Annotated in this window: 15 protein-coding genes; 8 read left to right on the forward strand and 7 right to left on the reverse strand. The window is 72.3% G+C overall.

Features of this window, described 5'->3' with window-relative positions; all coding sequences use genetic code 11:
• Positions 1-69 precede the first annotated feature (69 nt).
• On the forward strand, positions 70-492 hold the full coding sequence (locus QI554_RS10425; protein WP_281468393.1) for an effector-associated constant component EACC1: 423 nt from the start codon (positions 70-72) through the stop codon (positions 490-492).
• Between the two features lie 42 nt (positions 493-534).
• Here the strand turns inward: QI554_RS10425 and QI554_RS10430 are convergent, their stop codons facing one another.
• Entirely contained in the window at positions 535-1,023 is a 489-nt protein-coding gene (locus tag QI554_RS10430) for a hypothetical protein (protein WP_281468395.1), read from the reverse strand.
• Between the two features lie 186 nt (positions 1,024-1,209).
• Between QI554_RS10430 and QI554_RS10435 the strand changes: the two genes are divergently transcribed.
• From QI554_RS10435 to QI554_RS10450, 4 genes are all read left to right on the forward strand, one after another.
• A complete protein-coding gene (locus QI554_RS10435) occupies positions 1,210-2,304 on the forward strand; it encodes an FAD-dependent oxidoreductase (RefSeq protein WP_281468397.1) in 1,095 nt (364 codons plus the stop codon).
• 185 nt (positions 2,305-2,489) lie between these two features.
• A complete protein-coding gene (locus QI554_RS10440) occupies positions 2,490-3,398 on the forward strand; it encodes a dihydrodipicolinate synthase family protein (RefSeq protein ID WP_281468399.1) in 909 nt (302 codons plus the stop codon).
• A 31-nt stretch (positions 3,399-3,429) separates the two neighbouring features.
• A complete protein-coding gene (locus QI554_RS10445; RefSeq protein ID WP_281468401.1) occupies positions 3,430-4,692 on the forward strand; it encodes an alpha/beta fold hydrolase in 1,263 nt (420 codons plus the stop codon).
• Between the two features lie 373 nt (positions 4,693-5,065).
• Positions 5,066-5,803: an MBL fold metallo-hydrolase gene (locus QI554_RS10450; protein WP_281468403.1), complete on the forward strand. Its 738-nt coding sequence runs from the start codon at positions 5,066-5,068 to the stop codon at positions 5,801-5,803.
• On the opposite strand, the gene QI554_RS10455 is transcribed toward QI554_RS10450, so the two are convergent.
• Complete coding sequence (locus tag QI554_RS10455; RefSeq protein WP_281468405.1) at positions 5,800-5,982, reverse strand: hypothetical protein; 183 nt, start codon at positions 5,980-5,982, stop codon at positions 5,800-5,802. The two genes, QI554_RS10450 and QI554_RS10455, sit on opposite strands and share 4 nt — an antisense overlap.
• A gap of 100 nt (positions 5,983-6,082) precedes the next feature.
• On the opposite strand from QI554_RS10455, the gene QI554_RS10460 reads away from it, so the two are divergent.
• Together QI554_RS10460 and QI554_RS10465 are read left to right on the forward strand one after the other, a co-directional pair.
• Entirely contained in the window at positions 6,083-6,907 is an 825-nt protein-coding gene (locus tag QI554_RS10460; RefSeq protein ID WP_281468407.1) for a helix-turn-helix domain-containing protein, read from the forward strand.
• A complete protein-coding gene (locus QI554_RS10465) occupies positions 6,904-7,086 on the forward strand; it encodes a DUF397 domain-containing protein (RefSeq protein ID WP_281468409.1) in 183 nt (60 codons plus the stop codon). The genes QI554_RS10460 and QI554_RS10465 overlap by 4 nt, the downstream gene beginning before the upstream one ends.
• On the opposite strand, the gene QI554_RS10470 is transcribed toward QI554_RS10465, so the two are convergent.
• The 4 genes from QI554_RS10470 to QI554_RS10485 all read right to left on the reverse strand — a co-directional run bounded on the left by QI554_RS10470 (position 7,083) and on the right by QI554_RS10485 (position 12,573).
• Positions 7,083-8,885, reverse strand: coding sequence for a DUF5005 domain-containing protein (locus QI554_RS10470; protein ID WP_281468411.1), 1,803 nt, complete (start codon positions 8,883-8,885; stop codon positions 7,083-7,085). The genes QI554_RS10465 and QI554_RS10470 overlap by 4 nt on opposite strands.
• A gap of 126 nt (positions 8,886-9,011) precedes the next feature.
• Positions 9,012-9,845: an ABC transporter ATP-binding protein gene (locus QI554_RS10475; protein WP_281468413.1), complete on the reverse strand. Its 834-nt coding sequence runs from the start codon at positions 9,843-9,845 to the stop codon at positions 9,012-9,014.
• Complete coding sequence (locus tag QI554_RS10480) at positions 9,842-11,623, reverse strand: dipeptide/oligopeptide/nickel ABC transporter permease/ATP-binding protein (RefSeq protein WP_281468415.1); 1,782 nt, start codon at positions 11,621-11,623, stop codon at positions 9,842-9,844. Before QI554_RS10480 ends, QI554_RS10475 begins: the two co-directional genes overlap by 4 nt.
• On the reverse strand, positions 11,620-12,573 hold the full coding sequence (locus tag QI554_RS10485; protein ID WP_281468416.1) for an ABC transporter permease: 954 nt from the start codon (positions 12,571-12,573) through the stop codon (positions 11,620-11,622). Before QI554_RS10485 ends, QI554_RS10480 begins: the two co-directional genes overlap by 4 nt.
• Positions 12,574-12,698: 125 nt before the next feature.
• On the opposite strand from QI554_RS10485, the gene QI554_RS10490 reads away from it, so the two are divergent.
• The gene (locus QI554_RS10490) at positions 12,699-13,184 is read left to right on the forward strand and encodes a hypothetical protein (protein WP_281468418.1); all 486 of its coding nucleotides are present in this window, start codon (positions 12,699-12,701) and stop codon (positions 13,182-13,184) included.
• On the opposite strand, the gene QI554_RS10495 is transcribed toward QI554_RS10490, so the two are convergent.
• The gene (locus QI554_RS10495; RefSeq protein WP_281468420.1) at positions 13,136-14,716 is read right to left on the reverse strand and encodes an ABC transporter substrate-binding protein; all 1,581 of its coding nucleotides are present in this window, start codon (positions 14,714-14,716) and stop codon (positions 13,136-13,138) included. The genes QI554_RS10490 and QI554_RS10495 overlap by 49 nt on opposite strands.
• Positions 14,717-14,728: the final 12 nt, after the last annotated feature.

Below are 14,728 nucleotides of genomic sequence, written 5' to 3' on the forward strand. Positions count from 1 at the left end.
CCGCGGCGCCGCCCGCGCGCCGTCAGACTGGACGCGGCGGATCAGGTGGTGCGAAAGCGGGGGGTACGGATGAGCGGCGACACCGTGGCGGACACCGGCGTGACCGACGTGCAGGTGGCCGTCGTCCCAAACGACGGGCTCGACGACGAGGGTGCCGAGCGCCTCATGCGCCGGCTGCGCGCCGAAATCCTCGACCTGGACGTGGAGTCCGTGCGCCCGGTCCCCGCGGGCGCGCTCCCGGTCGGCGCCAAGGCCGCCGACCCGGTGACGATCGGCGCCGTCATCGTCGCCCTCACGGTGCCCGGCGGCGTGCTGACCAGCCTCGTCGGGCTGATCCAGGACTGGCGCGCCAGGCAGACCGCGCCGCACCCGGTCGTGATCACCATCGGCGACGACACGCTCGAGCTGGCGGATGCCACACCGGACCAGCAGCAGGCGGTCGTCGACATGTTCCTGGCGAGGCACGGCGCGCAGCCGCCCACGGGGCCGTGAGCCGCGGGACGGGTGCGCGCCTACCAGAGTCCGATTAAGCCGTTACGGGGCGCCCATGCCGTTCGACCGGACCCAGGGCGACCCGTGGCCGGACTCCGTGATCCGCGCGATGCCCCGCACGCCGCCTGCGTCCCCCGGGCAATGCGGGCTCGGGACATACCTGCTGTACACCCACTTGGACTGTCCCGCGAAGACCAGGTTGTCCGGTGAGTCCCCGTTGATGCCGTAGGTGACGCCGTTGCAGGAGTCGTAGACGCCGGTGTAGACGCGTACGTCGGTGCTGCCGCCGGTGACGTAGACCCTGCTGTAGAAGGGGTAGGGGTACATGCTGGACTGATCGATGCAGGGCGTCAGCGCCCAGCCGTACCAGGGCGAGCCCGGGGAGCCGCCCTGATTGCGCGTGCCGCAGAGTTCGGCGTCGGCATGGGCGGTGCCGGCGCCGGCGATGGTGGCGAGGCCAGCGAGTGCGGCGGTCGCGGTGGCTAAGGCGACGGTGCGGCGAATCCGGCGATGTTGCGACAGTGCGGACAAGACGTTCCCCGTTTCTCGGTCATTTCTGTCAACTTCGCTGGGGGCAGCGGGAGTTGAGCGGTTTCCTCATGGACCCCGCGGCCCCGACGAGGCTTACCCACTCGAACACCCGTTCAGGCACCCGAATCGATCGGGCCCGCGAACCGTGCCCGGGAAGCCTGGTGGTGCGCGCGGTGTTGGCCAGGCATGAGCGATTCGGAGCGGGACCGCGGCACCGTCGACGTGGTGGTGATCGGCGCGGGTCAGGCCGGCCTGTCGGCGGCGTACTTCCTGCACCGCGCCGGGCTGCGCTTCGTGGTGCTCGACGCCGACGAGGCGCCCGGCGGCGCGTGGCGGCATCGCTGGCCGACGCTGCTCATGGAGTCGGTGCACGGCGTCCACGAGCTGCCCGGCATGGCGTTGCCGTCGGTGGATCCGCTGCGGCCCGCGCGTGACGTCGTGCCCGCGTACTTCGCCGCCTACGAGCGCGCGATGGAGCTGGCGGTCGAGCGTCCGGTGAAGGTCGCGTCCGTCCGCTCCGAGGGCGAACTCCTCGTGGTCGCCACCGACTCCGGCACGTGGCGCGCGTCCGCGCTGGTCAACGCGACCGGCACGTGGCGGCGTCCGTTCATCCCGTACTACCCGGGCGCCGCCGACTTCCGCGGCCGGCAGCTGCACACCGCCGACTACCAGGGCCCCGACGAGTTCCGGGGCAGGCACGTGGTCGTGGTCGGCGGCGGGACGTCCGCGACGCACTTCCTCGGCGAGATCGCCGCCGCGGGCGGCACCACGACGTGGGTGACCCGCCGGCCGCCGGTGTTCCGCGACGACGAGTTCACGCCCGAGTACGGCCGCGCGGTCGTCGCCCAGGTCGAGGACCGGGTGCGGCAGGGCCTGCCGCCGCAGAGCGTCGTGTCGGTGACAGGTTTGAGCGGCCTCGCCCCCGCAGTGCGCCGCGCCCGCGAGCTGGGCGTGCTGGAGCGGTTGCCGATGTTCGACCGGATCACCCCGGACGGCGTCGCGTGGGACACCGCCGGCGCCGAGCGGGAAGTCCACGCCGACGCGATCCTGTGGGCCACCGGCTTCCGCGCCGCGCTCGACCACCTCGCGCCGCTCGGGCTGCGCGAGCCCGGCGGCGGCATCCGCATGGAGGGCACGCGCGCCGCAGCCGACCCGAGGATCCACCTGGTCGGGTACGGGCCGTCGGCGAGCACGATCGGCGCCAACCGTGCGGGGCGCGTGGCGGTGCACGAGATCGTCGAGCTGCTGGGCGAGCGCGGGCGGGCTACCGCCGCGGCGTAGGCCGGGCGACGTCCGTCGAGGTTCCCGTGCGGCGGTAGATGAAATTCTCAGTGCAATGTGAAATATTACTGATGGCTCGGCGGGTTCCGCCCCGCCGCGCGTTCCTCTATATATGCGTTTGCTATGCCGTGCGCCGTCCCGCGCACATCAGTGACATGTCACATGCCATAGAAAGGTCTGTCGGAATGACCGCCACCTCCTGGAGCAGCTCCCGCCCGTGGCGCGGCATCATGGTCGCCACCACCCTGCCGCTGCGCGACGACCTCTCCGTCGACTACGACGCCTACGCCGCGCACGTCCGCTGGCTCATCGACAACGGCTGCGACGGCGTCGTCCCCAACGGCTCGCTCGGCGAGTACCAGACCCTCACCGCCGACGAGCGCCGCCGCGTCGTCGCCACCGCGGTCGAGGCGGCCGGCGACGGCGCCCGCGTCATGCCCGGCGTCTCCGCGTACGGCAGCGGCGAGGCCCGCGCGTGGGCCGAGCACGCCGCGGACGCCGGCTGCGGCTCCGTGCTGCTCCTGCCGCCCAACGCCTACCGCGCCGACGAGGCCGCCGTGCGCGCCCACTACGCCGAGGTGGCCAAGGCCGGCCTGCCGGTCGTCGCGTACAACAACCCGATCGACACCAAGGTCGACCTGAGCCCCGCGCTGCTCGCCGACCTGCACCGGGACGGCAGCATCGTCGCCGTCAAGGAGTTCAGCGGCGACACCCGCCGCGCCTACGAGATCGGCGAACTCGCGCCCGGCCTCGACCTGTTGATCGGCGCCGACGACGTGCTGCTCGAGCTGGCGGCGGCCGGCGCGGTCGGCTGGATCGCGGGCTACCCGAACGCCTTCCCGACCAGCTGCGCCGAGCTGTACCACGCGGCCGTCCAGGGCGACCTGGCCGCCGCGCTGCCGCTGTACAAGTCGCTGCACTCGCTGCTGCGCTGGGACTCGAAGACCGAGTTCGTGCAGTCCATCAAGCTGTCCATGGACCTCGTCGGCCGCGACGGCGGACCCACCCGCCCCCCGCGCTTCCCGCTCGCCGGCGCGGTCGAGGCCGGCGTGCGCACCGCCACCGAGCAGGCCGTCGCCAGCGGACACCGCTGACCGGGCTCCCGACCTTCCGCGAAAGGGATCCATGAACCCCGCATACGCCACCACCGACCACACGTTCACCGTCCCGCTCGACCACGCCGCGCCGGACGGGCAGACCATCGAGGTGTTCGCCCGCGAGGTCGTCGACCCGGCCCGCGTCGGTGAGGAACTCCCGTGGCTGGCCTTCCTCCAGGGCGGCCCCGGCGGCAAGTCGCCGCGCCCGTCGGTCGGCACGCCCGGCTGGCTGGCCGAGGCGCTCAAGACCCACCGCGTGCTGCTCCTCGACCAGCGCGGCACCGGCCGCTCCACCCCGGTCACGGCGCGCGAGGCCGCGCGCACCGACCCGAAGGAGCTCGCGGACCGGCTGGCCCACCACCGTGCCGACGCGATCGTCGCCGACGCGGAGCTGATCCGGCGTCAACTGTGCGGCGACACACCGTGGGAGACCCTCGGGCAGAGCTACGGCGGGTTCATCACGCTGACCTACCTCTCGCAGGCGCCCGAAGGCCTGCGCGCCTGCTACGTCACCGGCGGGCTGCCCGGGCTCACGGCGACCGCGGACGAGGTGTACGCGCGGACGTACCCGCGGGTGCGCGACCGCGTGCGGGAGTTCTACGAGCGCTACCCCGAAGACATCGCACGGGTACGGAAGATCGCCGACCTGCTCACCGCGAACGACGTACGGCTGCCCGACGGGGACCGACTCACCGCGCGGCGCTTCCGCAGCCTCGGGCTCGTCCTGGGGATGGGCGACGGGTTCGAGCGGACCCACTGGTGGCTCGACGAAGCCCTCACCTCCGACGGGGAGTTGAGCGACACCTTCCTGTACCAGGTGATGGCGCAGACCGGGCTGATCGACAACCCGCTGTTCGCCGTCGTCCACGAAGCCGTCTACGGGCAGGGCGCGGGCGCCACGGCGTGGTCGGCGCAGCGCCTCCTGGCGGACCACCCGGAGTTCGCGGACGACGCCGACCCGCTGCTCTTCACCGGCGAGATGATCTACCCCTGGATGTTCGAGGAGATCGCAGGCCTGCGGCCGTTCGCCGAGGCCGCGGAGATCCTCGCGGCCCGCACCGACTGGGCACCGCTGTACGACCCGGCCCGCCTCGCCGCCAACACCGTGCCGCTCGCGGCCGTCGTCTACCACGGCGACATGTACGTCGACGCCGAGCTCTCCCTGGAGACCGCCCGCGGCATCGGCGCGAGCAAGGTCTGGGTCACCAACGAATGGGAACACGACGGCGGCCACGCCTCAGGCGGCCGCATCCTCGCCCGCCTCCGCGCCATGGCCGCGGGCCGCGCCTGACCCCGCACCGATGAGGCCGGGGGTTGGCCTGGCCCGCTGCGGCGTGGAGACCGTCGGCCGTGCACGGTCCCCTGGCCTGTCTGCTGGCGGTGGCCATCTCCCCCGGCTGTGGATTGTCCGCGCGGCCGGGGGGGGGGGGGGGCGCCCCGCCCGCCGGAACCCCACAACGCGGGGGGGGGGGGGGTGGGGGGGCCCAAGCCCCCCGCCGGGGGATTGTCCGCGCGGCCGGGCGCCTTGACAGGCGCCCGGCCGCGCTTACGCAACTATCGGGAGGGGGAGGCGGTGTGGAGGCGCATTGGGTGCGTTGCGTTGCCGTCCTGTCGGTGCAGCCGCAGTCCGTGCCGCAGCGGTCCGGCCGTGGCACGATCTACGCGTGCGCACACTGACTGTCCTGGGGACATGTGGGGCCTGGCCTGAGGCCGGGCGGAGTGCCAGTGGATTCCTGCTGGAGTACGACGGGTTCAGGGTGGTGCTCGACCTCGGGTACGCGACCGTGCCCCGGCTCCTCGAGCACCGCCCCGGCGGGGACGTGGACGCCGTGGTCGTCACGCACGAGCACCCCGACCACTGCGCCGACCTCAGCGCACTCACCCGGGCGCGGTACTTCGCGGACGTGCGTGGCCCGCGCATCCCGCTGTACTGCACGCCTGGGGTCTTCAGCCGGGTCCAGGCGATGGAACCGACCGAAGACCTGAACGAGGTCTTCGACGTGCACGAGCTTCCGGCGAGCTATGAGGTGGGCCCGTTCCGGCTCGACTCGGCCCTGCTCCCGCACTATGTCCCGCACGCGGGGGTGCGGCTGAGCGCGCCGGGGCTGACCGTCATGTACAGCGCCGACGCCGGGCCCGCGCCGGAACTCGCCGAACTGGCGGCGGGAGCAGACCTGTTCATCGCCGGCGTCACGTTGCAGGGGACGGTTGAGGAACACGACGAGCCCTATCTCCTGACGACCGTGGACGCGGGCCAGTGGGCCACGCGGGCCGGTGCGAAGCGCCTGATGCTCACGCACTTCTGGCCCGGCAGCGACCGCAAGCGCTGGGCCGACGACGCCCGGACCGGCTTCGACGGCGAGGTCGTCATCGCCGAAGAGGGCATGGTCCTGACGCTCTAGCCGACGGGCGCGCACAACGGACACCGGCACGGCGGCCACACCGCGGGCGAAAGCGGTGTGGCCGCAAGGATGTCGCGGTAGCGGGTGACGCTCTGCGGGTCCCCGCGCGCGATCTCGACGCCGTCCGGCGTGCGGTCGTACGCGCGGAGGGTCATCCGGCTCGCCCGGTTCTCGTCCATGTCAGCCTCCCGAGTGACGGTTTCGCTACAGAGCGAACACGGGTCGGGATAGCTTGGAAATGGCCGATAACGACGCTCGGATTTCCGAGGGGTGGCAGACATGACCGCGGAAAAGGACATCGACCCCGACGAGTCGCCCTGGCACCTGCTGGCCTATGAACTGCGGGAACACCGCAAAACCGCCGGGATGACGCAGGCGCAACTGGCCACCCGGGCACACTCCTCCGAGAGTCATGTGGGGTCGGTGGAGACGGTTCACCGCCGTCCGCAGCTCGACACGATCCGGGCCTACGACAACGTGCTCAACGCCCGGGGGCGCCTGCTGCGGCTGTATCGGATGGCACGCAGAGCGACGCAGGGGCTGCCCGCGTGGTTTGCCGGATACACCAAGGCCGAGGAAGCCGCCTCGCGGATCCGGACCTACGAACCGCAGGTCGTCCCAGGGCTCTTGCAGGTGGAGGGCTACGCGCGCGAGCTGTTCCGCCAGGTCCGCACACCGCCGGACGAGATCGACGACCTCGCCGCCACACGGCTGCTGCGGCAGGAGATCTTCACGCGGTCGAAGCCGCCGGACTACTGGGCGGTGCTCGACGAAGCGGCTTTGCAGCGACTGGCGTTCGTGCCGTCACCGGTGGCGGTGGAACAACTGACGCATCTGCTCAAGGTGAGCGAACTCGCCAACGTGACCGTCGAGGTGCTTCCGGTCGACTGCGGTCTTCACGCATGCATGAATGGCGGATTTGTGCTGCTCACAGTTCCCGAGCGCGGGGAAGTCGCCTATGAGGAGGGCGTAGGCGAAGGGCGCCTCATCGCCGACGATCAGGCGGTGGACAAAATCGAGCGCCGATACGATCTGTTGCGCGCCGAGACCCTGTCGCCGCGTCGCTCCGCACAGTACATGCGCGATGTATTGGAGAACCTGTGAGCACAGTTCGGGCCGTGTGGCGGAAGTCCAGCTATAGCGGCAACACGCAAGGCAACTGCGTCGAGGCGGCGCTCCTCGTCGAAGGCGTCGGCGTCCGCGACAGCAAAGCCCCCCTCCTCGGCGACCTGACCGTCGAGGCCCGCTCCTGGGCCTCGTTGGTCACCGGCCTCAAGCGCTAGAACGCCGCGCAGGTCGCCGTCGTCGACAGGCTGCTCGAGCCGTACGCGTTGATGGCGGCGATCCGGTACTGGTACGCGTGCGAGGGCGTCAGCAGCCCTACCGCCGCGACCTTCGACGAGAACGGGCCGAAATTGCGGTCCCCGCCCGTCGCGACGTCGTGCTCGTAGACCTGCCAGTACACGTCCGGCTGAGAGTCGTTCCACGTCACCCGGCACGTGCCGGAGTCGAACCGCGAGGCCTGGACTCCCGTCGGCGTCGAGAGGTATGCAGTCGCTGACACGACCGACGTCCACGCGCTCTTGGCCCCCGACCAGGCCGACGAGTAGATCTGCAACTCGTAGGTGTGGTTGGGCACCAGGCCGGTCGCCGTCCACTCGGTCGCGTCCGGGGTGAACCACACCAGGTCGCTCCACGCCCCGCCTGCGGTCGCGTCGCGCCAGTGGCCCACGTACGACCACGCGCCCGGCGTCGGTGCCGTCCAGGTCGCCTTGAGCCGCGCGCCGGCCTGCGCGGTGAACGTCAGGTTCTTCGGGGCAGGCGCCGCAACGGTGTTGTCCGTGCAGTAGGCCGCCGGGCTCATCGTCCAGTCGCCGCCGATCGGCGGCTTCGTCGGCGCGATGTACGCGCCGCCCTGCGCGCTCGTCGGCAGCGTCATCTGCGCGAACCTCGGCCGGTAGACGTTCGCCTGCCAGTTGCTCTGTTCGGCGCACGCGCTGTCCACGTACTGCGAGTTGACGTTGTACGAGACGACGATGGTGTTGCCGCTGGTCAGGTACGGCACGATCCGGTAGCCGTACGTCCAGTTGCCCCAGTCGGTCGTGGTCTCCGGGGTCATGTAGAGCACGGTCTTGTTGCCGCCGGTGAACCCGGTGGGCGTCGACGAGAAGTAGGCCTCCATGTTGCCGGCCAGGCCGCCCGTCAGACCCTGCGTCAGCAGCACGTACCGGCCGCCGACGTACGTCACTGAGAACGCCTCGGCCACTCCGTTCATCATCCGCGTCGAAGCCGACGCGGAGGTGCTCCAGCCGCCGCCCGTCCAGTAGTTCCACGTCGCCGAGAAGTTCCCCTTCGGCACGCGGGCCAGGTGCAGCCACTTGTTGAGCGTGCCGCCGACCTTCTCGTATTCGGTGCCGTAGATGTACGTGTAGTTCGCGTCGCTGACGAGCGCGGTGCCCCACAGCGTGCAGTGCGTCCCCGGCACGCAGTCGTACGGCGACGGGATCGACACCTTGGTGTACGTGGTCGGGTCGGTGATCGACGCGACCGGCATCGCGACCAGCTCGACGCCGTTGACCTGGAATCCGAAGCCGCCCGACCCGGCCTGCTGGATGCGCTGGTAGAACTTGTAGACCGTGCCCCCGACCTGCATCTGGTCGGCGCCCCACAGCCATTCGCCCGAGGCCGCCGCGTTGACCAGCTGGGTGCGTTGCCCGTTCGCGTTCGCCGGGCCGACGACGGTCGACATCGACGAACCGTTCTGGACCACCATCGAGTTGTGCAGGAAGTACGACTGGAAAGGCCGCCGGTGGCCGCTGGTGTCGACGGTTCCGTAGTAGGTGTCGCTGAAGAACCACAGCACGCGCCCGTCCGACAGCTTCAGCGACTCCGAGCCGTCGCCGCCGCTCCACTGTCCGGATGTGTTGCCGTAGTTCTGGAACTGGTTGGTGAGCGACGTGTACGGCGTCACCGGGATCGCGGCGTGCGCCGACGGGGTGGCCCACGGGCCGACGAGCAGCAGCAGGACCGCGAACAGCAGCCCCGCGAGGCGTCGCGGACTGGTCAGGGGACGGTGGACCACGGTCTTCAACGCAACCTCCGGGGCGGCTGGGGCCCCGCAACACCTACCAGGGGCAGGCCCCGGCCGGAAGCGTGGCGCGCTGTTTGGCCGGTTCCGCCGTGGCACGGCGAAAACCGGCCGCCCGAATCATCCCGCCATACCCGGCAACACCGGTACTGCGTCCAGCAGTTCCCTCGTGTACGGGTGCGTCGGCCGGGCCAGCACGTCACCCGTCAGGCCCTGCTCGACCACCGAACCGTCCTTCAGAACCAGCACCCGGTCGCACAGCCGCTGCACGACACCGAGGTCGTGCGACACCAGCACCAGGGCGAGTCCGAGCCGGACGGCCAGCTCCTCCAGCAGGTCCAGGACCTGCGCGCGCACCGAGACGTCCAGCGCGCTGACCGGCTCGTCCGCCACCAACACCGTCGGGCTCGGCGCGAGGGCGCGGGCGATCGCGATGCGCTGGCGCTGCCCGCCGGAGAACTCGTGGGGGTAGCGGCGCAGGACGTCCGACTCCAGGCCCACCGCGGCGAGCACCTCGACGACGCGGGCGGCGTGGTCGCCGTCGACGCCGAGGCACTCCAAAGGCTCGGCGACGATGTCCCGCACGCGGGCCCGCGGGTCGAGCGAGCCCATCGGGTCCTGGAGCACCACCTGCACCTCGCGCCGGAACCAGACGAGATCGCGCGGCCGCCGCGACGCGCGCACCTCCCGGCCGCGGAACAGCACCCGTCCGGAATCCGGCCGGTCGAGGCCGAGGAGCAGCCGCAGCAGCGTCGACTTGCCCGCCCCGGACTCGCCGACCACGCCCAACGCACCGCCCTCGGGCAGGACGAGGTCGACCCCGCGCAACGCGTCCCGCACGGGCGCAGGCCCGCGCAACGAGCGCCGGGGGAGCCGGTAGGAGCGGGACAGGCCATGGGCCTGGAGGAGCGGCGGCGTGGCTCCGACCTCTGGTGTGGTTTCTGCGTGGGTCACGGGTTCACCGCCATGTGCTCGGGCGCGTTGCCTGTCGGATCGAACGCCGTCGCCCTCGCCGCCGCCAGCAGGTCCTTCGTGTACGGCTCGCGCGGTGCCCGCACTACCTCCTCCGTCGTGCCCTCCTCGATCAGCCGGCCGCCGCGCATGACGGCGACGCGGTCGGCGACACCCGCCACCACCGCGAGGTCGTGCGTGATGAAGAGCAGCGCCGTCTCCTCCTCCCGGGTCAGCTCGTCCAGCAGTCCGAGGATCTCCCGCTGTACCGTGACGTCCAGGGCGGTGGTCGGCTCGTCGGCGATCAGCACCGCGGGGCGGCAGGCCAGGGCGATCGCGATGCCGACCCGCTGCCGCTGCCCGCCAGACAGCTGGTGCGGCCAGGACCGCACCGCGTGCTCCGGGTCGGGGAGGCCCACCCGCCGGACCAGTTCGACGGCCTCGGCGGCGGCCTGGCGGCGCGTCATGCCCCGGTGCAGGCGCAGCGGTTCGGCGATCTGCGCGCCCACCCGCCGCAGCGGGTCCAGCGCTGTCGACGGCTCCTGGAACACCACCGCGACCTGGTCGCCGCGCACCCTCGCCAGCTCGCGTTCGCGCAGCCCCAGCAGCTCCCGCCCGGCCAAGCGGATACTCCCCGACGCCTCCGCGCCGTCCGGGAGCAGCCCCGGCACCGCCAGCGCGGTCAGCGACTTGCCGGACCCGGACTCCCCGATCAGGCCCACGCGTTCGCCGGGCGCGAGGGACAGGTCGACCTCGTCCACGACCGTGCGGCCGTTGATGCGGACGGTCAGGCCGCGGATGTCGAGCACCGGGAGCACCGCGTCGCCCGCCAGCCCGGTCGATGAATGGTCGACCGCCGCGCCGGCGGCACCTGCGGCCTGGGCGCCGCCACCCACCCGCCCGGCCGACCCGGCCCCGACAGCAGCCCCCGAACCCGCTTTTGCTCCACGCACCTTCGGGTCGGTCGCGTCCCGCAGCGCGTCGCCCAGCAGGTTGAACCCGAGCACCGACAGGGCGACCGCCAGGCCCGGCCACACGACCAGCAGCGGCCGCGCCTCGATGTAGGGCTGCTGGTCGTACAGCATGCGGCCCCACGACACGGCCGGCGCCGGGCTGCCGTACCCCAGATAGGCGAGCATCGCCTCGGTCAGCGACGCCACCGACATCACCAGCGACAGCTGCACGATCAGCGTCGAGGCGATGTTCGGCAGCACGTGCCGCCGCACGGTGCGCCACGTGCCCGAGCCGGCCGCCGTCGCCGCGAGCACGTAGTCGGTGCCGCGCACCCGGTCGATCTCCGCGCGGGCGACCCGCGCGACGTGCACGCCGGACGCGATGCCGACCGCCGTCGCCGCCGTCCACAGCGAACCTCCGAAGACCGCCGCGAGGATCATCGCGGTCAGCAGCGCCGGGAACGCGATGACCACGTCCACGAGTTGGGCGACCGACGCGGACACCCAACGCGTCGGCAGCGTCGCCGCCAACGCCAGGGCCACCCCGACCACACTCGCGATCGCGGTCGCCAGCACCGCCACGGCCAGCGTCTCCCGGGCGCCCGCGAGCAGCAGGCTGAACTGGTCGCGGCCGAGCATGTCGGTGCCCAGCAGGTGGCCGTCGCGCAGCGGCAGCACCCAGCGGGCCTTCAGGTCGGTCGTCGCGGGGTCGTACGGCGTCCACACCCACGACACGCCCGCCGCGACCACCAGCGTCCCGACCAGCACCAGGCCGAGCAGCCCGTTCCGGTCCCGCAGCAGCGCCCGCCACCAGGTCGTGCCGGTCACGACGCCGTCTCCCGCAGCCGCGGGTCGATCAGCCGCTGCGCGACGTCGACCAGGAACCCGACCGCCAGCACCACCGCGACGACCACCAGCACCTCGCCCTGCACCTTGACCATGTCGCGGTTGCCGACGTCCGCGACCAGCATCGAGCCCACCCCCGGCAGCGCGAACACCTTCTCCACCACGACCGCGCCCACCAGCAGCGCCGCCACCTGCACGCCGAGGACCGACAGCACCGGGCCCGCCGCGTTCCGCAGCCCGTGCCGCCACAGCGCCCCCGCCCGCGTGCGCCCCGAGGCCCGGGCCGTGCGCAGGAAGTCCCGGCCGAGGACGTCGAGCGCCGCAGAGCGCACGAACCGCAGCAGCACCGCGCCCTCGGACAGCGCCAGGGTCACCACGGGCAGGACCAGGCTGCGCGCGGCCTCTCCCGGCGCGGACCACCCTTCGACGGGGAAGCCCTGGGCGGGCAGCAGCCGCGCCTCGACGGCGAACACCGTGACCAGCAGCAGGCCCACCCACAGCGTCGGCAGCGCGATGCCGAGCTGTCCGACGGTGCTGATGCCGGTGCCGAGCCGGGTCCGGTGCCGCAACGCCGCAAGCACGCCGAGCGGCACCGCGCCGGCCAGCGCGAGAGCCAGCGCGGCGAGCACGAGCGGGCCGGTCACCCGCAGTTTTTCGCCCAGCTCCGCCGTGACCGACGTCCCGTTGAGCTGCGAACGCCCCAGGTCGCCGTGCAGCACCCCGCCGAGCCACGACCGGTACTGCTCCGCCAACGACCGGTCCAGACCCAACTCGTGGCGGATCGCCCGCAGTTGCGCGGGATCAGCAGTGATCCCGCCGCGTGCCGCGGCCGCGTCCCCGGGGAGCAGTCGCAGCAGCGCGAACGCGAGCAGGCTGGCCAGGAAGAGCGCGAGGACGAGCAGGGCGAGGCGGCGCACCACGAACACCGTCATGCCTGGGACCGCCCCGGGGCAGGCTCCGCCGACCACACGACGGTGCGCCGCGCCGACCGCCGCCCGAACCAGGACGGGCGCGCGCGAAGCGGTCCGGGCGGGGGCACGGCGGTGGAGCGCGGTGCATGGAAGGGTGCGTCGTCGCGTACAGGCTCGTCGCGGCCGGGATGTGGTTCGCGGCGGGCTTCATCGGGTCGTGGGCGGGCTGCTGCCCACACGCGGCCGCCCCCACCGTCCAGCCGGGCGTACGGGGCCGCGTGGGGTGCCGGGGCGGCGTCCTCGTCGGCCCCGGCACTCGCGACGACGACCCCGAACGCGCGGGCGACGGCGATCAGGCCCGGCGTGGCGAACTCGAGGAGCGCGTGGAGGACGCCCTCGCCGCGCGCGGCCGCGACCGGCGGTGCGGCCTCAGCCTCGCGGAACCTGCCGCGCCCTCCGAAGCCGCCGCGTCTCAAGAACCCGGCGAGCGCGCCGGGCCCGCCACCGCTGCGTGCCGCGTCACCCGCTATCCGGGGCGGCGGCACCTTCCCGCCGCGTCCGCCGAACCCGGCCGATCGTCCCGTCACTTCACGATCCCCACGCCCGCCAGCGGCAGACGGCTGCTCGTGTAGTGCTGCGGCGCCCCGGACACGCCCTTGCGCACCACGGTCAGCGTCTGGGCCTGGAACAGCCAGTCCGCCGCGGCGTCCTCCGACGCCTGGCGGCCGACCTTGCCCAGCAGGTCCACCCGGGTCTTCTCGTCCGGCGCGACGGTGGCCTGGGCGAACCAGTCCTGGACCTGCTTGTTGTCGTAGCCGAAGTAGTAGCCGGGGTTCGCGTAGTTGCCCAGGTCGCGGGCCTCGGCGTGGTTGACCAGACTCAGGTCGTAGTCCTTGTTGGTGTACACCTCGGTCAGCCAGGCGGTGAACTCCTGCTGCCTGACCGTCAGTTCGATGCCGGCCTTTTTGAAGTCGGAGACGAGGACGTCGCCGATCGCCGCCGGATAGATGCTCGGGATTTTCAGGGTCAGCTTGAGCCCGTCCGGGTAGCCCGCCGCGGCGAGCGCCTGCTTCGCCGCCGCCGGGTCGTAGCCGTCCACCGAGGTCAGGTCCTGGTACCACGGGTCGGACGTCGGCACAGGGCCGCCGACCCGGACCCCCGCCCCGCCCAGCGCCTGGATGAGCGCGGCCTTGTCGACCGCCCGGCGCAGCGCGTGCCGTACCGCAGGGTTGTTCAGCGGCGCCTTGGCGTTGTTGAACGCGAGCGTGTACTTGTCCGTCGTCGTGCCGCGCAGCACGGTGAAGCCCGCGTTGCCGGTGAACGGCTGGAGCAGGGTCGCGTCGGCGCTGGTCTGGACGTCGGTCTGCCCGGTCGACTCCGCGTTGTCGGCCGCGTTGCGGTCGGTGATGTACCGCAGCACCACCTTGGCCGACCTGGCCTTCGGCCCCGGCCCCTGGTACGCGTCGTTGCGCACCAGCGTGATCGCCGAACCCCGCTGCCAGGTCTCCAGCTTGAACGGCCCGGAGCCGTTCTCCGCGGCGTCCAGCTTCGTGAAGTCGGTGCCCTTCTTGTAGACGACGGCGGCGCGTTGGGTCAGCGCCCACGTCAGGTCGTTGTCGCGCTGTTTGAGGGTCAGGACGACGGTGCCGGGGTCGGGCGCCGCGGCGTTCGCGATCGAGCCGAGCGTCTTGGCGTTCGGCTGCTTGGAGCCGGGCGCCGTGGCCTGCCGCAGCGACCACACCACGTCGTCGGCGGTGAGCGGCGAACCGTCGTGGAACGCCGCGCCCTTGGCCAGGTGGAAGGTGTAGGTCAGGCCGTCGGCGGACGTCTCGTACGACGCGGCCAGCGCCGGCACGATCTTGTTGTCCGCGTTGGTGTCGACGGTCAGCAGCCCCTGGTACACGTTGTCCAGCAGCAGCTGTTCCAGCGCCGCGCCGGCCGTCGTGGTGAGGTTCAGGCTGGTCGGTTCGAGGACGAGCCGGACGTTGACGGTGGCGTTGGGGTTGAGCGCCGAGTCGGGCGCGGCGGACGCGGCGCTCGTCTGACCGGGCACGCCCGCGCTCGGGTTCGCGGGATCGTCCGACGAACCGCCGGTGCCGCACGCGGCGGTCGCCAGGCCGGTGAGCACGAGGGCGGTCGCGAGACGGGGTATGGAGCGGCGCATGGTGGACTGATC

This window comes from Yinghuangia seranimata (genome assembly GCF_029953285.1).
GTDB classification, from domain to species: Bacteria; Actinomycetota; Actinomycetes; order Streptomycetales; family Streptomycetaceae; genus Yinghuangia; species Yinghuangia seranimata.